Source organism: Acinetobacter sp. YH12116 (genome assembly GCF_013418895.1).
In the GTDB taxonomy this organism is placed as follows: domain Bacteria; phylum Pseudomonadota; class Gammaproteobacteria; order Pseudomonadales; family Moraxellaceae; genus Acinetobacter; species Acinetobacter indicus.
The window spans coordinates 33,058-51,249 of the sequence record NZ_VPBE01000008.1; the positions used below are offsets into that span (position 1 = coordinate 33,058).

The following is an 18,192-nucleotide window of genomic DNA, read 5'->3' on the forward strand; positions in this document are numbered from 1 at the left end:
CTCTCCGGGTATCGGGTTTGCTGCAAACCCATAGAGCAACTCGTATTCAATTATCTTGGTCAATGTATATTTACTGTAATGTGGATGTCATTACATCATCCACTCGATTGGGACATGGGTCATTAAATTCATCACAAAACGCTGGAAACTGGTGGTTTCCGGATCAACCTTGTGCTGAATCACTGAACCATCTTTTTGATAATCCAGCCAGATAATATGTCCTTTCTCATCCAACCCTAGTTCATAGGCAATTTGCGGCAGGTACTGATTCAATGAATCTGAAATTTCATCCTGGAGTTCATCAGATTCCAGCACTAGCCCGACTTCGGTATTTAAAAAAGCCGAGCGCGGATCAAAATTAAAAGAGCCAATAAATACCTTGCCATCAATATCAAAGAATTTGGCATGCAGGCTGGAAGCACTGCGGCCTTTGGCTGGAATCACGTTACCGGTAATAATTTCATACCAGGTACGTTCTTCGCGCTGAATATAACGCTTGAACTCATACAGTCGAATGCCACTGGCCAATAGCTGCGGCCGGTATTGCTGATAGAAGGCATGTACAATCGGTACATCATTGGCCATATACGAGTTGGTCAAAACCCGGATATCAATGCCGTTTTCTGCCAAACGGCTCATATAATCTGTACCACGTTGGGTTGGAATAAAATAGGCAGACACCAGTTCCAGATGCTGATTGGGTGTGCCCATAATCTGGATCATCTGATGGTAAATCATCTCTTCATCTTTGGCTTTGCCCTGGATTTTTTCTGGCGGGTCAGCCACAAAATGAGCTTTGGCCCAATGATAGGAACGCTGTTTTAAATACTGCGCCACCTGTTGCTCGGCAAAACTGATCCGATGTTGCACCTCCTGTTCATCCAGTTGCTGGCTGGCATATTTTTCCCGCAGCAAGGTCAAGCTATTACGATGGTATTTATTGCTGTTCTGGTCCATCAGCTGGACCAGATTAAAACTCAGTTCATGGTTCCAGAAAGCACGGAAATTATCGTTGGCTTTTTTGACCGCATTACCGGCAAAGAGAATATCTACATCGGTAAACTGAAAGTCATCACTGGCATCAAAATATTCCCGGCTGATATTGCGGCCACCAGTCACGGCAATCGCGCCATCGGCAATAATCAGTTTGTTGTGCATGCGGTGATTCACAGCCTGCATCCGGAAGGCATAATCCAGCGCCCGAAAATGACGGAATTTATAAGGATTAAACAGGCGAATTTTAAAATTCGGATGATGGCTGAGTGCCAGCAAGGTATCGTCCAGTTGGGTGCCATTTTGGTCATCAATCAGTAACCGGACCTGTACCCCGCGGTCGGCGGCTTTGAGTAATTCGGCCAGCACTAAATGACCAATTTCGTCATCGGTCCAGATGTAATACTGCAGGTCTAAATGATGTTTGGCGTTATGAATTAAATGTAAACGTGAAGCAATACTGATAAATCCGTCATACAGCGGTAAATAGGCGGTTTGTCCGCGTTGTAGTTGTGCCTGTGCCTCTGGTCGCGGCATCCAGTGTTCAAAATCTGGTTCAATTGGCGCATCCTGCGCAGCATAGTTCTGTTCAAGCGAATTACAACCGGTACATGCCAGAATCAGACAGCACAACCAGATCATGTTGTAATATTTTAATGGCATCATTTTTATGAAGTAAATTTTTACTGATTCATATAGATTATCATGATGTTATAGGTTGAATCTGTTGATAAAAAGCGGTTACTGTAAGACATCTGTTAAAGACGTATCAAAAGGATGATCAATTTCATGAAATCAAGAGCTGCGGTCGCATTTGGTCCGGGTCAACCCCTTGAAATTGTAGAAATAGACGTGGCTCCGCCAAAAGCTGGAGAGGTCTTGGTTAAAATTAGTCATACCGGTGTATGTCATACGGATGCCTTTACCTTGTCAGGTGATGATCCTGAAGGGGTGTTTCCAGCCGTGTTGGGGCATGAAGGTGCGGGTGTGGTGGTGGAAGTCGGTGAAGGCGTGACCAGTCTCAAGCCGGGTGATCATGTGATTCCACTGTATACCGCGGAATGTGGTGAATGTCTGTTCTGTCAATCGGGCAAAACCAACCTGTGCGTGGCGGTGCGTGCTACCCAAGGTAAAGGTTTGATGCCAGATGGTACCACCCGTTTTTCGTATAATAGTCAGCCCATTTATCATTACATGGGCTGTTCAACTTTCAGTGAATATACTGTGGTGGCCGAAGTGTCACTGGCCAAAATTAACCCGGAAGCCAACCATGAACAGGTGTGCTTGTTGGGCTGTGGTGTAACCACCGGTATTGGCGCGGTGCATAACACTGCCAAAGTGCAGGAAGGTGACAGCGTTGCCGTGTTTGGTTTAGGCGGGATTGGTCTGGCCGTGGTGCAAGGTGCGCGTCAGGCCAAAGCCGGCCGTATTATTGCAATTGATACCAACCCGGAAAAATTTGAACTGGCCAAACAGTTTGGTGCGACTGACTGCATTAACCCGAATGATTATGAGCGCCCAATTCAGGAAGTAATTGTTGAAATGACCGGTTGGGGTGTTGATCATTCCTTTGAATGTATCGGCAATGTCAACGTCATGCGTTCCGCGCTGGAATGTGCCCATCGTGGCTGGGGCCAATCGGTGATTATTGGTGTGGCTGGTGCCGGTAAAGAAATCTCGACCCGCCCATTCCAATTGGTGACGGGCCGTAAATGGATGGGCACTGCATTTGGTGGCGTTAAAGGCCGTTCACAATTACCAGGCATGGTCGAGCAGGCCATGAAAGGTGATATTCAGCTGGAGCCTTTTGTTACCCATACCATGCCGTTAGAACAGATTAATGAAGCATTTGACTTAATGCATGAAGGTAAATCAATTCGTAGTGTAATTCATTTCGAGTCGTAATGACCTTATCTAAAAAACACCGGGCTTAGACCCGGTGTTTTTTTGTATCTGCACTCACAGAAACCATCACAACTGATATCTTTTTTCTATCAAAACTGCCCAGTCTCGCTACAAAGTAGAACTAGGCTGCATGCTTAAAGTCAGGAATATGCACAGAAAATTGTATATTCTTAAGCCATTTTAATTACAAAAAGAATATACAAAAACTGGGTATTTTTATTTACCGTGGGTTAAAAATAATTTTTATAGCTCTTATAATACATATTTGTATAGAAGTGTGATCTTATTGGCACTATAAATCGGAAAATGCGATATGAGTCATATTAATCTGCTTGAGGTATTAAAAGACAAGTCCAAACAGGTCACGCCTAAACTTGAGAAATCTCCTTTTCAGAAAGACTTTATTCGCGCCATTGAAATGATGCCACAACTGATTTGGGTTAGTTCAGCCGGACATCATCTATATAATTCTAATTTTAAACAGTATCTTGCTTCAGATGAGCAAAGCCTGACTGCTCAAAGCTGGCTGAATGCCATTCACCCGGAAGATGCCGAGCATCTGTGTTTTTTATGGGAAAGTGCGCAAAAAAGTGGTCAGAGTTTTGAAAAAGAATGCCGGATTCGGGATCGCCAGCAGCGCTATCACTGGTTTTTGTTAATTGCCCGAAATTCGCAGCAGCTCGAGGGTTGTGACCAGTGGATGATCAGCTGTACCAATATTCATGACAGTGCGGTGAAATATCGGGAAACCAAAGATACCTTACGTGCCCACACCCATATGCTGGATGTCAGTGTTGACTGTATCAAGATTGTCAAACCGGATGGCTCACTGTCGCATATGAACCGTTCAGGTTGCCAGGCCTTGCTAGGCAAAGAGCGGGAAAAGAACTTCGGCATGAAATGGCTTGACCTGTTACCACCCGAAGCTCGTGAAAAAGGTCAGCAGGCCATTCGTGAGGCGATTAAAGGCAAAAATTCCCATTTCCCGGGTATGAGCATTAATCAGGATGAAGTGAAATACTGGGACAATATGCTGACCCCAGTGCTGAACGAACACGGCGAAACCACCAGTATTTTATGTGTGTCGCGTGATGTGACCTTGCAAAAAATTGCCGAAGATAAATTAAGACTCAGCAGTGAAGTCGATGATCTGACCAAGCTGATTAACCGCCGAACTTTCCGGAAAAAAACCAAACAGGCAATTCAGGTCGCCAAAGAAACCCGCACATTGGTCGGGGTCATGCTGATTGACCTGGATCATTTTAAAAATATTAACGATACCCTGGGCCATCAGGCCGGCGATCATTTATTAAAAGTATTGTCCAAACGCTTTCAAAAATATATTTCAGAACAGGTCAGTATTGCGCGCCTGGGTGGTGATGAGTTTGCCGTGGTGGTGCATTCGGTTGAAAATGAACAGCAGCTGATTGAACTGGCCAAGAAGTTTGCCAAACTGCTGGATGCACCCATTACCTATAGCGGCCGGGTCATTAACTGCGGCATGAGCATTGGCTGTTCGATGTATCCCAAAGATGCCAGAGAAATTCCCGAACTGATGAAATGTGCCGATACCGCGCTGAATGACCTGAAAGCCGGTGGCCGAGGTGGCATCCGCATGTTTGATCATTCTATGCTGGCGGCGGTCCAGAGCAAGGCAGAGCAGTTGCAGACTGCACGCATGATTATTCGTGAACAGCGGATTGTACCGTTTTATCAGCCGAAAGTGTGTATTGAAACCGGTGAGCTGATTGGCTTTGAGGCTTTATTACGCTGGCAGGATGCACAGCAGCGTTACCGTTATCCGAAAGAGCTGCTAGAAGCATTTAGCGATTATGAGCTGACTACAAAAATCAGTGAATTGATGCAGCAGGCGATTTTTAGTGATTTACAAAGCTGGATCAAACAGGGTCTACAGACGGTGCCGGTGTCAATTAATGCTTCGCCGGTGGAATTGATGCGCGATAACTACGCAGAAGTGCTGTTAAAACGGATGCAGCATTATCAGATTCCGGCGCAATTAATTGAAATTGAAATTACTGAGCAATCGCTGGCCGAGCGTGGCTCTGAATGTGTGATTCGTACCATCCATAAACTGAAACAGGCCGGTATTCGCATTTCGCTGGATGATTTTGGCACCGGACATTCCTCCTTAACCCATTTACGTGATTATCCGGTAGATAGCCTGAAAATTGACTGTGATTTCGTCAACCGCATCAATAGTGATAAATCAATTCAGGCCATTGTCGAAGCGATTATCAAGTTAGGGCCGGTTTTGTCCTTGGATATTATTGCCGAAGGCATTGAAACCAAGGAGCAGTTTGAAACCCTGAAACAGTTTGGCTGCCATTTTGGTCAGGGCTATTTATTTAGCAATGCTGTCAATCAGCTTGAAGCCAAGCAGATGTTAAAAGCCGCTTCATAATCTTCAAATTTCTACGATATAAAAATATAAAAACGGGCACATGGCCCGTTTTTATTTGCGAGGGAACAGAGGTTTAAGCAGTGAGAGCAGTATCACTATGCTGTAATACCTGTGCCATGGCATGTGCCACTGCATCGACATTGTTTTGGTTGAGTCCTGCCACACACATCCGGCCACTACGCACCAGATAAATACCAAACTCCTGCTTGAGCTGATCGACTTGGGCTGCACTCAAGCCAGTATAGCTGAACATGCCGCGCTGCCGGGTCAGATAGTCAAAAGATTGCCCCGGTAAGGCAAGTTCGAGCTGCTGTTTTAAACGCTCACGCATCTGTTGAATGCGCTCACGCATTTCGGTCAGTTCGTCCTGCCAGCTTTGGTACAGCGTCGGCGTGTGTAACACATGCTGAATCAGCATCGCGCCGGTAGTCGGCGGGCTGGAATAAATCCGGCGTACGGTGGCTTTCAGCTGGCCTAACACGCTTTGGGCGGTGGTGGCATCATCACAGACCGCACTTAAGCTGCCAACCCGTTCGCCATATAAAGAGAAAATTTTGGAAAATGAATGGCTGACCAGAAAATTCAGGCCGGCCCTGTCCATCGCCCGGATGGCATAAGCATCTGCGTGAAAATCTTCGGCGAAGCCCTGATAGGCCATATCCAAGAGCGGAATCAGCTGCTTCTGCGCCAGTAGCTCAATCAGCTGATCCCACTGCGCTGGCAACAAGTCGGCACCGGTCGGGTTATGACAGCAGGGATGTAGCAGAACAATACTTTGTGCCGGCAGTTGTTGCAGGCAATCCAGCATGGCAGCAAAGTCCACCTGACCGCTATGCGGATCAAAATACGGATATTCATGACAGCGAATGCCAGCGCCCTGGAAAATCGCAATATGGTTATCCCAGGTCGGGCGGCTGACCCATAATTCAGAGGCCGGGAAATAGCGTTTTAAGAAATCTGCCGCCACTTTTAGTGCGCCCGAACCACCCAGCGTTTGTAAGGTCACTACACGACCGGCCTGACAAGCCGGACTATCTTCGCCAAAAATTAGTGCTTGGACGGCGCTGTTATAAGCCGGCATACCTTGCATTGGCAGGTACAGTTTGACCTTCTGCTGCTCGGCATTTAGGTCCTGATAAGCCTGCTGGATGGCACGCAACTGCGGAACCTGCTGGGCCTCGTTATAATACAGCCCGATACTGAGATTAACTTTATGCGGACGCGGATCATGCTGGAATTCTTCCATCAGGGACAGAATCGGATCGCCGGCATAGGTATCGACATGTTGAAACATACAATCTTCCTGAATTAATAGCTTTTGGCTTTGATGAGCGCAGGATCGCGCGCCAGTTTTTTCTGTTTAAGGTAATAGGCCAGCGATAACAGGCCAATCCATACCGGCAGCAGGCCGACCGCAATACGCATTGATGGGGTCTGGCTCATAATCACCAAGATACCGAGCATAAAGGCAATACACAGGTAATTGGTAAACGGATAGGCAATACTTGGGAACAGGGTTTGCTGTTGCTGCGCCAGCATCTGACGTTTAAATTTCAGATGGGTATAGGAAATCACCACCCAGTTAATCACAATGGCCGCCACCACCAGCATCATCAACAGGCTGAATGCCGTTTCGGGGAACAGGTAATTCAGTAGCACACAGAGCAGGGTGAAAAAGGCTGAAACCATCACCGCATTCACCGGAATACCGCGTGAATTGATTTTGCTTAAAAACTTCGGTGCATTACCTTGTTCCGCCAGACCTAAAAGCATACGGCTGGTACAGTAGTTGGTACTGTTATAGACCGACACCGCCGCAGTCAAGATCACGAAATTCAGCACGGTAGCAACGCCTTGACTGCCCAAAGAATCAAACATCATCACGAACGGGCTGCCGCCTTGTGCCATCTGGTTCCATGGATATAAGGCCAGAATAATCAGCAGGGTTAAAATGTAGAATAATAAAACCCGGTATACGATCTGATTGACCGCTTTCGGTAAGGTCTTTTTCGGGTTGTCAGTTTCTGCTGCGGCAATACCGACCAGCTCAATACCGCCAAAGGCAAACATGATCATGGCCATTGCCATCACCAGGCCCATCACACCATTGGGGAAAAAGCCGCCAAGTTCCCATAAATTGCTTAAATGCGCCTGTGGACCGCCCGTGCCTGAGGCCAGCAGATAGCTCCCAAACGCAATCATGGCCACAATCGCCAGCACTTTAATAATCGCCAGCCAGAATTCCATTTCGCCGAACAGTTTGACATGCAGCAGGTTAATCACATTAATAAAAATAAAGAAGCCCAGTGCTGAGACCCAGGTCGGAATCTCCGGCCACCAGTAATGGATATACAGGCCAATGGCACTCAGTTCGGCCATACACACCAGCACATTCAGTACCCAGTAATTCCAGCCCGACATAAAGCCGGCAAACTTGCCCCAGTATTTATAGGCAAAATGACTAAAAGAACCGCTGACCGGTTCTTCGACAATCATTTCACCCAGTTGACGCATCATTAAAAATGCAATCAGGCCGGCAATGGCATAACCCAGAATGACCGACGGGCCGGCCAGTTTAATGGTCTGGGAGATGCCGAGGAATAATCCGGTGCCAATTGAGCCACCGAGGGCAATGAGCTGGATATGCCGGTTGCTCAAACCCTTATGTAGTTTGCCATCATGTTGTTGCATCTTTTATCATCCATGTAAAATCGACATCACTGTGTTGTTATTGTTTTGGCGCAGGTGATGTGATTGCTGAAATTTAAACATGCGTCGCCCCTGACACATGCCAAATCGCATGTGCAAGAGCGGCGTTGTCGGGATTTAGAACACCTGAAAATCAGGCAGAGACGTCAAGCACGCCACGTTTAATCTGGTCGCGCTCAATCGATTCGAACAGGGCTTTGAAGTTTCCTTCGCCAAAGCCATCATCTGCTTTACGTTGAATAAATTCGAAGAACACCGGGCCAATCATATTTTCCGAGAAAATCTGTAGCAGCAGGCGCTTTTCACCATCTTTGGTATTGCCATCCAGTAAAATGCCACGCTGTTGCAGCTCTGCAGTCGGTTCGCCATGTTCCGGTAAACGTTCTGCCAGCATTTCATAATAGGTTGCCGGTGGTGGGGTCATAAACTTGGCACCCATGGCTTTGAGCTTGTCCCAGGTCGCCAGTAAGTCATCGGTTGAGAAGGCAATATGCTGAATGCCTTCGCCGTTAAATTCTGACAGGAACTCGGCAATTTGTCCGTTGCCTTTGTCCGAGTCTTCATTCAGTGGAATACGGATTTTGCCATCTGGTGCAGTCAGCGCTTTTGAGGTCAAACCAGTGTATTCACCTTTAATATCGAAGTAGCGGATTTCCTGGAAATTAAAGATTTTTTCATAGAAATTGGCCCAGTACTGCATCCGGCCTTTGTAGACATTATGGGTTAAATGGTCAATTTCTTTTAAACCAGTACCCACCGGGCGCGGATCAACACCTTCAAAGAACTCGAAATCCTGCTGATAAATATCGCAGTCGACCAGAAAGATTGGTGAGCCACCAATGCCTTTAATCGCTGGAATATTCAGTTCCATAGGACCAATCACGTTTTTGATTGGTTCGGCACCGAGTTCGAGCGCTTTCTGATAGGCACGGGTTGCATTTTTGGTCTTAAAGCCCATGGCACAGGCCGATGGACCATGTTCATTAAAGAAATACGATGCATAGGATTCTGGCTGATAGTTCAGAATGATATTGATGTCGCCCTGACACCATAAGTAGACATTTTTGGATTTGTGCTTAGCCACTTGGGTAAAACCGAGCGTTTGAAAAACTGAATCCAGAGCGCCATTTTCCGAGACAAACTCAATAAATTCAAATCCGCATAGCTCTAAAGGGTTAGCTAAGTTGTGCATGTTCCATCCTCATGTATGGTGAGCAATCCAATTGCTTCACTTGTTGTTTTTGCAGGAATTTCCTGAAATCAGGGAGTTCCAGATGAAAATATCTTAGCAAGAGTTAATCTTTGTTCAATACGTAATATGATTACGCATTTCGTAACTTATAACTCAAATCAGGCTTAATGATAAATTAAAGTAATGATATTTATAAAATATTGTTTTGTGTTTTATTGGTGAATAGGAAGAAATATAATTGTAACTTTTTGTAAATGATGGCGGGTAGGCTATGATTTTTAATGAATTAGTTAATGATTTTAAAAGGTTTTTAATGGTGGTGTTTTGACTGTAAATATCCAATAGAAGGTAATTTTAATGCGGATAATTTTTTATCCAAAAGTAATTTGAGTCTTTCGACGTGATTTAACCCGGAAGATAGGAGATCAATTGGAGGAAAGCTGTGTTTTGCTAAATGTGAAAGGAAATCCGGAAGAATGCTAAAAAACATCCAGAAAACTATTGTCAAAGCTGGAAATAGCGCGTATTTTATTTTTCAGACACATACTTTTTTGAAGAAATAAAGATGTTAAAGCAACCTGTAATCTCAAACGCATACTATTACTTCTGGCAGTTTAGATAATTGCCTGAACGCGTTCGGGCAAAATAAGGTTGCCCACCAGTTGATACCTGATCGGCAACCCTGATCAGGTTTTTTTATATCTTGAATTTAATCAATCTTTTGGAGATTCTCATGCGTACATTTAACTATTCATACTTTAGCAACTTTTATTGGTTTTACTTTAGTCAAGCTATGACCAACCTGACCTGTATTAGACCCATATCGCTCAAATAAAAGTTCGGACTGTCAAACCACAGTCCAAAGGAAGAATCAATGAACGCTTTAAATACTGCATTACAACAATCCTCAGCCAAAGAAACAATTTTAAGCTTACCTTATCAGCTCAAGGCGCAATTGCCGCTTTCTGGCGCGTTGGCACAGCAAATTGCCGAGCAGCGTCAAACCATTCAGAATATTCTTAACGGTACCGATTCACGTTTGCTGGTGATTACCGGCCCATGCTCCATCCATGATCCTGCGGCAGCACTGGAATACGCACAAAAATTACAACAACTGCAAAGCCAGGTGGCAGACCAGATTTTCCTGGTAATGCGCGCCTATATCGAAAAACCGCGCACCACGGTTGGCTGGAAAGGCTTCTTATACGATCCAGAATTAAACGGTTCATCCAATATGCAATTGGGACTGGAAAAGTCACGTGAACTGTACTTGCAAATTATTGAAATGGGGCTGCCTATTGCCTCGGAAATTCTAAGCCCGATGGCAACGGCCTACTTTGACGATTTACTGGCCTGGGGTGCGATTGGCGCGCGTACCAGTGAATCTCAGATTCACCGTGAAATTTCTAGCCACATGCCGTACAGCATTGGCTTCAAAAATGGTACCGATGGTTCGGTACAAATTGCTTTAGACGCAATTCAATCGGCTTCACATCCGCATCAGTTCTTAGGCATGAGCCAGCAAGGTTTACCGTGTATTTTAGAATCACAGGGCAACCCGAAAGCACATCTGATTTTACGTGGCGCCAATGCTGGCCCGAACTACCAGCTGGCTGAAATTGAAAAAATCAAAGCCAAAGTCAAAGGCGAGATGCCAGCGCTGGTGATTGATTGCAGTCATGGCAACAGCAGTAAAAATCCGTTATTACAACCAGAGGTGTTAAAAACCATTGTGGCAGAGCGTGCACAGACTCAGGTTCGCGGTGTCATGCTGGAAAGTCATCTGGTCGATGGACAACAGAAAATCTCGGATCAGATGACCTATGGCCAGTCCGTGACCGATGGCTGTTTAGGCTGGAACAAGACTGAACAGTTACTGTTTCAGGTCGCACAAGAACTGGTCTTACGACCGTTAAAACGTAGTGCTTAAACTGCAATTGTATTGAATGAATAGCCCCTGAACCTCAGGGGCTTATTTTTTATCAGCATCTTAAAATTAAAATAGAAAAGTTTGATGAAATTGGCAGATTATCTTGAATTTTTTGAATAAGTTGAAATTTTTATTGATTGTGAAATCAGGATGATTGATGCAATATCGACAACATGCTCAGCGCTGCCAATCGGTTGAATACCGGCGCGTTGGGGTCAAAAATGATGACAGAACAGATAGTGAATAATTGATGATGTACAGTGCAGAATTACTCGAAGATGCGCGTAAGTTTATGTTTCATATGCTCAGCAAAGTGGTTGAATTTGGGGGATCAGATTTATTTATTACCGCGGATTTTCCACCGAGCATTAAACATCAGGGCATGATGAAAGCGCTGGGACAACAGGCGCTGACCGCAGAAAAAACCAAGCTGTTTGCCTACAGCCTCATGAATGAAAAACAGCGTAGCGAGTTTGAAACTGATCTGGAATGCAACTTTGCCATTAGTGTGCCGGAGGTATCGCGTTTTCGGGTCAATGTGTTTCAACAGCAGCTGCATGTCGGGATGGTGATTCGAACCATTAGCGCGGAAATTCCAAACTTTAGCCAGCTGAAACTGCCGGAATCACTGAAGCATATTATTATGGAAAAGCGCGGTCTGGTGCTGGTGGTGGGGGGAACCGGTTCAGGTAAATCGACCTCTTTGGCGGCGATGATTGATCATCGTAATGAAAATTCAGCCGGGCATATTATTACCGTGGAAGACCCGGTGGAATATGTGCACAAGCATAAAAAGTCGATGATTACCCATCGTGAAGTCGGGGTCGACAGCCATTCCTGGCACAATGCGCTGAAAAATACCTTACGTCAGGCACCGGATGTGATTTTAATTGGCGAGATCCGCGACACCGAAACCATGGAACATGCGATTGCCTTTGCTGAAACCGGGCATTTATGTTTGGGCACCTTGCATGCCAATAACGCCAACCAGACGCTGGACCGGATTATCAACTTTTTCCCGGAAGAGCGCCGTAACCAGTTGCTGATGGATCTGTCGTCCAATATGAAGGCCATTATTTCCCAGCGTCTGGTGCGTACCGAAGATAGTAAAGGCCGCCGTGCGGCAGTCGAGATTATGCTGAATACGCCGCTGATTTCTGAACTGATTTTAAAAGGCCAGTTCCATGAGTTAAAGTCGATTATGGGCAAATCGCGTGAACTGGGCATGCAGACGTTTGATCAGGCTCTATTTGATTTGTATAACGAAGGTGCAATTTCCTATGAAGAAGCAATTTGTAATGCCGACTCGATGAATGAATTGCGCTTACAGATTAAATTGAAAAGTAACCGGCCAAGCGAAGCTTCGGCAGCTATGAGTTTTAGCATGCTGGAAGAGCCAAAACCGGAAGATGAAGATACGGAAGCTGCTCCTCAACAGAGTGCTTAAGCTGCAATTTATCTAGCATCACTTAAAAAATAAAACGCCCAAATCGGGCGTTTTTACATTTAGGCCGTGGCTGGGTGATTAACCACAAACTTATAAAAGACCAGACTCGACAACACCACTCCAGCACAGACCAGATAGGTGATGCTATAGCCTTGCCAGCTAATCAGTAAGCCGACCAGCAGCGAACCGAGGGCAATGCCAATATCGTAGCAGGTGAAGAAAGTTGAGGTGGCATGGCCAATCCGCGATTTAGGCGCGCGCTGAATCGCCAAGGTTTGTAAACATGGTTGCAAGGTGCCGAATCCCATCCCAATAAAGATCGCAGAGACCATAAAACTGACCACACCCTGCATCTGGCTGAGCAATGCCAGACCTGCGGCAAACATTAAGATTGAAGGATAAATCACATAGCGCGGACCATAACGGTCATAAATTTTCCCGGTAATCGGGCGCAGGCTCATCATGGAAATAGCAAACACAATAAAGAACATGCTGGCATAACTGAGCAGGTCTTTTTCTTCGGCATAGGTGGAAATAAAAGACATGATGCTGGCATAGGAAAAGGCCACCAGCATCGCCATCACTGAAACCGTTAAGGCTTTTTTTTCCATAAAGTCATGCAGCGACAGCTTACGGCGAACAGTTTCAGCAGTCGCATTTTTTTCTGGCTCACGTAGCGGAATTATAAAACAGAAGGCAAAGCCCAGGCTGATAATCACCGCCAGCACAGTCGCGATAATGCTATAGGACCAGGTCTGGATTAAGGAAATACCCAGCAAAGGTCCGAGGACAATCCCTAAATTCACCGACATGACAAAATAGCCCATGCCTTCGCCTTTACGTTGCTCCGGAATAAAGTCATTGGCAATTGGCACAGTAACGGTGGTTAAAATACTGAACCAGATACCATGAATAAAACGAATGATCAGCAGCAGGGTCAGGTTGTCAGCAAAAATATAGGCAAAAGACAGCAGGCAGAACATGCTTTCGGACAGGAACAAGGTCTTTTTACGGCCCAGCTTTTCAATAATCAACCCGCTAAATGGCCGCACCAGAATAGAGGACACCATAAACAGGGTCATGGCCAGACCGGCCTGTGCCAGTGAACCGTTCAGCTCATTCAGGATATAAATTGGCAAAATGGTGGTCTGGGCAAAATAGAAAATAAACAGAAACAGGTTATTGGAAAAACACAGAAGAAAAGGTTTGTTCCATAAAGGCTGTGACGCGGTGTTTGACATATTAAACCTTTGTGCTGGGATCAATAGGGCGTTTGTTGTTGTGCTGATCTGCCGCTATTGGTACATGGGAGAGACAAGGCCTATCTTAAATTACTTTATGGTAAAAATATAGTATTGCTATAATCTATGTTTATTTTAATGGTATTTATTAAATTTTATTAATTAAATTATCTCAATATGATATTTATTGTACTTAATTTGGCTTTTAGGCTAAAAAAATCAGCCCGTAGGCTGATCTTCTTGCAAGATTATTTTTTATAAGCCGGCTTCATATTCGCTGCTTGAAAGCAGTTTTTCGACATCGGCCAGGTTGTCTGGCTTGATTTTATAAATCCAGCCTTTGCCATACGGCTCATCATTCACAAAATCCGGGTCATCTTCCAGCGCAGGGTTAATTTCAACCACTGTGCCGGATACTGGTGCGTGAATGTCAGACGCAGTTTTCACAGATTCCACCACGCCGGCCTGTTCACCCGCGGTCACTTGCTGGCCCACTTCAGGTGCTTCGACATAGACCAGATCGCCCAGTGCATCTTGAGCATGATCAGAAATACCTGTAACAACAAGATCACCTTCAATGCGTACCCATTCGTGTGTACGTGCATATTTCAGTTCTGAAGGGTGATTCATGATGACTCCTTAACTATTTAAATCATTTTTGGCATGTTTATACATGCTTTTGCAGAAAAACAAAAGTTTTATAAATACGGATCTTTACGCCAGTTGCTTGGACTGCGGCCACTCCAGCGCTTAAAGGCGCGGCTAAAATTGGCGACATCGCTATAACCCAGTTCATCGGCAATCTGTTCCAGGGTGTAATCGGTACGTGACAGCAGCGAGGTGGCATGCCGGTAACGGACTTCATCAACCAGGGTAGAAAAAGAGGTACCTTCGGCTGCCAGCTGGCGTTTCAGGGTGCGATCTGACATATGCAGCTGGTCGGCGACATGCTCGATACTTAAATAATGCTGTTCGGAATTGGTCAGAATATCGCGCACGCGCATCGACAGGCGGCGCCGTTCACCCAAGGCAGAAAGTTCGGCTTCGCACTGGTTAATGGCAATCTGGCTGGCAATAGGATCGGCATGAATCATTTTCAGCCCCAAATACTGCTTGTCAAAACTCAAGATCAGATAGGGCTGGTCAAAACGGAAACTGTGATTCGGGAATTTGGCTGCATATTTTTCAAAGCCCAGCGGTTCCGGGAAATCAAAATCGACTTCACCAGAAAGATGCTCCATGCCGGTAATGGCTTTGGCCATGGTGATTATGCCAATAATCAGTGCAATCGCAATTTCGGTTCTGAGCGGTTCCAGATCAATTTCACCTTGCAGCTGCAGGGTGGCTTTTTCACCAAAGGTAGAGAAAAACAGCTGTAAAAAGGGCATCCGCAGCTGAATAAAGCGGTTGGCCAGCATTAAAGCATCACTAATATCATTGGCAGTCATAATCGCATAGCCGATAAAGCCATGAATCGAGATGCGCATTTGCGTGCCTAAATGATAGCCCAGCGTCGACTCACCGGTGAGATACAGCGCATGTTTGACCATGTCATTGGCCATGCTGGTCGGAATCCGAAAGTCAGGATCGGCCAGTTGTTCAGTGGTCAGATGGAAGGGAGCAAAAAAGGTTTCAGCGTTATATCCCCAACGGGAAACAACATCCAGAATAAGTAAGCCATAAACACCAGGAACACCCTGATCCTGACGCGGTAAAAGTGTTTTCATGCACGGTCCATTGCACTAATGAGTATTATTTTTTAAATTTGCTTGCCTATATTGGCATGAAAAAAACCGGAAAACTAGAAAAATTGTTTGACAAAATGACTGCTTAGGCCACCTGTGCATCCCGCCGGAACACCACAATTTTGGTGGTCGAAATCAGTAAAACTTCACCATGCTGGTTTAAGGCCTGTGTCACATAACTGACCAGACCACGGTCCAGCTTGGTTTTTGATGGACTGATGGCGGTAATTTCAACATCAACATGAATCAGGTCACCCGGACGGGTCGGACGTGGCCAGCGCAGACTGGATTCTGAACCAATCAGGCCATGTGCCACCGGAAAACATTCGGTCCATAAACGCATGGTTACCGCGGCAGTATGCCAGCCACTGGCGGCAATGCCTTGAAATACCGGATGCTGCGCGGCTTGCTGCACATCGGTATGGAAAATTTGTGGGTCATACAGGTGGGCAAACTGCTGAATTTCTTCTAAAGTCATTTCGTAGTCACGACTGACAAAGTGATCACCCACCTTCAAATCTTCCAGATACAACATATCAGGTTCCTTGTTTTTGCTTTAATTGTTGTTGCTCAATCAGAAAGCCACCAGTTTGGCGTTGCCACAGCTGAGCGTAAATTCCGTTCAGTGCCACCAGTTCATCATGCGTGCCTTGTTCGGCAATCTGACCCTGATCCAGCACAATCAGGCGATCCATCTGCGCAATGGTCGATAAACGGTGAGCAATCGCAATAACGGTTTTACCTTGCATCAGTTCATCCAGACTGGACTGAATTGCGGCTTCAACTTCAGAATCCAGCGCACTGGTGGCTTCATCCAGAATTAAAATGGGCGCATCTTTTAAGAATACCCGGGCAATCGCAATCCGCTGACGTTGTCCGCCCGACAGTTTCACGCCGCGTTCACCCACATAGGCTTCATAACCGCGTTTGCCACGTAAATCGGTCAGCTGCGGAATAAATTCTTCAGCCTTGGCTTTGGCCACTGCAGCATACATCTCTTCATCGCTGGCATCAGGGCGGCCATATTTAATATTTTCAGCCACGGTACGATGCAGCAGCGACGTGTCCTGTGTTACCAGCGCGATATTCTTACGCAGGCTGTCCTGGGTGACATCGACAATATCCTGACCATCAATCAGAATCCGGCCCTGATTAATCTGATAAAAATGCAGTAACAGCTGGATGAGGGTCGATTTCCCGGCACCGGAACGTCCGACAATCCCGATTTTTTCACCCGGACGGATGGTCAGGTTAAACTGCTCAATTACGTTTTTGTCATTATAGGCAAAGCTGACATTTTCAAATTTGATTTCACCTTGCGCGACATTCAAGGTTTTGGCATCCGGTTTATCTTCAATTGTGATCGGGCGGCCGAGGGTTTTCATCCCGTCTTGAATGGTACCGACATTTTCAAACAGCGCCGAGGTTTGCCACATCATAAATTCAGCAATGCTGTTCAGCTTGAGAATCATGGCGGTGGTGGCGGCAATAATGCCGAGTTCTGCCTGGCCATTCATCCATAACCACAGCGCCGTACCCAGCACACCGACATACAGCACAACCGTCAGCAGGTTAATGCTGATTTCATACTGTGCGCCCAAACGCATCTGCTTATAGACCGTGACCATAAATTCCTGCATGGATTCTTTGGCATACTGGCTTTCGCGGCCGGCATGGGCAAACAGTTTCACGGTCTGGATGTTGGTATAGGCATCGGTCACGCGGCCGGTCATGACGGCGCGGGCATCAGCCTGGCTATTGGAGATTCTGCTTAAACGTGGAATAAAATAACTGGCTGCGGCAATAAACAGGCCCAGCCATACCAGCAACGGGATAATCAGCATAGGTGAAATGGCGCCTAACACCACGCTGATGGTAATAAAGTAAATCACCACATAGGCCAGCATATCGCCCAGAATAATCCAGAATTCTCGTACCGCCAGCGCTGTTTGCATGACTTTGGCCGATAGCCGCCCGGCAAAATCATTATGGAAAAAATCCAGACTTTGACGCAGCAGTAAGTTGTGAAAACGCCAGCGCAGGCGCATCGGGAAATTACTATATAAAATCTGATGTTTGATAATGGATTGCAAACTAGCAAAGAAAATATTGGCCAGCAGGATAAAAGTCAGAATAGTCAGATTGGTTTGATGTTCGGCCAGAAAGGTATCTGGCTGACTTTGACTGAGCCAGTTCACCAGCTCGCCAATTTTGGCATAGAGCAGGGCTTCAAAACTTGCCGCACCTGCGGTACACAGCACCAATAGCAATAAGTACGGACGAACACCGCGCGCGGCCTGCCAGACAAAAGGAAAAAAACGGGTAGGTAGTGGTTTATTTAAACCTTTGGTGGGGTATGGATTAACCAGGCTCTCGAACCACTTAAACATACACAATGTCCTTTTGAGCAAGCAGATTGATGATCATCATTGGTATCGGCCATGCGGCTTGTACAGACGAAGAGCATGTTCTATTCAATGCGCTACTGATCACGATTACCGCTTGCGAGATAAACAACAGATTTATTGCCAAGCATACCCAGTTTAAAAGAAAAGTAAAACTTTTCAGGGCGGTGCTGCTTTAAAATCAGGCAGATAAATAAGGCTTT

14 protein-coding genes are annotated in these 18,192 nt (G+C 45.9%); 5 read left to right on the plus strand and 9 right to left on the minus strand.

Annotated elements, in window-relative coordinates:
• Positions 1–90: 90 nt before the first annotated feature.
• Entirely contained in the window at positions 91–1,659 is a 1,569-nt protein-coding gene (locus tag FTU54_RS06945) for a phospholipase D family protein (protein WP_168400119.1), read from the minus strand.
• 123 nt (positions 1,660–1,782) lie between these two features.
• On the opposite strand from FTU54_RS06945, the gene FTU54_RS06950 reads away from it, so the two are divergent.
• A complete protein-coding gene (locus FTU54_RS06950) occupies positions 1,783–2,898 on the plus strand; it encodes an S-(hydroxymethyl)glutathione dehydrogenase/class III alcohol dehydrogenase (RefSeq protein WP_180036377.1) in 1,116 nt (371 codons plus the stop codon).
• A gap of 313 nt (positions 2,899–3,211) precedes the next feature.
• On the plus strand, positions 3,212–5,320 hold the full coding sequence (locus FTU54_RS06955) for an EAL domain-containing protein (protein WP_168395742.1): 2,109 nt from the start codon (positions 3,212–3,214) through the stop codon (positions 5,318–5,320).
• A 73-nt stretch (positions 5,321–5,393) separates the two neighbouring features.
• On the opposite strand, the gene FTU54_RS06960 is transcribed toward FTU54_RS06955, so the two are convergent.
• The 3 genes from FTU54_RS06960 to hppD all read right to left on the minus strand — a co-directional run bounded on the left by FTU54_RS06960 (position 5,394) and on the right by hppD (position 9,221).
• Positions 5,394–6,614, minus strand: a complete 1,221-nt coding sequence (locus FTU54_RS06960; protein WP_104500753.1) for an amino acid aminotransferase — start codon at positions 6,612–6,614, stop codon at positions 5,394–5,396.
• A 14-nt stretch (positions 6,615–6,628) separates the two neighbouring features.
• A complete protein-coding gene (locus tag FTU54_RS06965) occupies positions 6,629–8,011 on the minus strand; it encodes an amino acid permease (protein ID WP_016658082.1) in 1,383 nt (460 codons plus the stop codon).
• Between the two features lie 151 nt (positions 8,012–8,162).
• Positions 8,163–9,221: a 4-hydroxyphenylpyruvate dioxygenase gene (hppD, locus tag FTU54_RS06970; protein WP_180061701.1), complete on the minus strand. Its 1,059-nt coding sequence runs from the start codon at positions 9,219–9,221 to the stop codon at positions 8,163–8,165.
• 874 nt (positions 9,222–10,095) lie between these two features.
• On the opposite strand from hppD, the gene FTU54_RS06975 reads away from it, so the two are divergent.
• Together FTU54_RS06975 and FTU54_RS06980 are read left to right on the plus strand one after the other, a co-directional pair.
• Positions 10,096–11,151: a 3-deoxy-7-phosphoheptulonate synthase gene (locus FTU54_RS06975; protein WP_104488899.1), complete on the plus strand. Its 1,056-nt coding sequence runs from the start codon at positions 10,096–10,098 to the stop codon at positions 11,149–11,151.
• A gap of 253 nt (positions 11,152–11,404) precedes the next feature.
• Positions 11,405–12,598 carry a PilT/PilU family type 4a pilus ATPase gene (locus FTU54_RS06980; RefSeq protein ID WP_180074602.1) on the plus strand — a complete coding sequence of 398 codons (1,194 nt, stop codon included), beginning with the start codon at positions 11,405–11,407 and terminating at the stop codon, positions 12,596–12,598.
• 59 nt (positions 12,599–12,657) lie between these two features.
• On the opposite strand, the gene FTU54_RS06985 is transcribed toward FTU54_RS06980, so the two are convergent.
• From FTU54_RS06985 to FTU54_RS07005, 5 genes are all read right to left on the minus strand, one after another.
• Entirely contained in the window at positions 12,658–13,839 is a 1,182-nt protein-coding gene (locus FTU54_RS06985; RefSeq protein WP_180054419.1) for an MFS transporter, read from the minus strand.
• A 255-nt stretch (positions 13,840–14,094) separates the two neighbouring features.
• Positions 14,095–14,469, minus strand: a complete 375-nt coding sequence (gene gcvH / locus FTU54_RS06990; protein ID WP_005178176.1) for a glycine cleavage system protein GcvH — start codon at positions 14,467–14,469, stop codon at positions 14,095–14,097.
• A gap of 68 nt (positions 14,470–14,537) precedes the next feature.
• The gene (locus FTU54_RS06995; protein WP_180074583.1) at positions 14,538–15,566 is read right to left on the minus strand and encodes an AraC family transcriptional regulator; all 1,029 of its coding nucleotides are present in this window, start codon (positions 15,564–15,566) and stop codon (positions 14,538–14,540) included.
• Between the two features lie 103 nt (positions 15,567–15,669).
• A complete protein-coding gene (locus tag FTU54_RS07000) occupies positions 15,670–16,119 on the minus strand; it encodes a MaoC family dehydratase (protein ID WP_016658087.1) in 450 nt (149 codons plus the stop codon).
• Between the two features lies 1 nt (position 16,120).
• Positions 16,121–17,974, minus strand: coding sequence for an ABC transporter ATP-binding protein (locus FTU54_RS07005; protein ID WP_005178171.1), 1,854 nt, complete (start codon positions 17,972–17,974; stop codon positions 16,121–16,123).
• 29 nt (positions 17,975–18,003) lie between these two features.
• Here FTU54_RS07005 and FTU54_RS07010 point away from each other — a divergent pair, with 29 nt between their 5' ends.
• Entirely contained in the window at positions 18,004–18,168 is a 165-nt protein-coding gene (locus FTU54_RS07010; RefSeq protein ID WP_180074584.1) for a hypothetical protein, read from the plus strand.
• Positions 18,169–18,192: the final 24 nt, after the last annotated feature.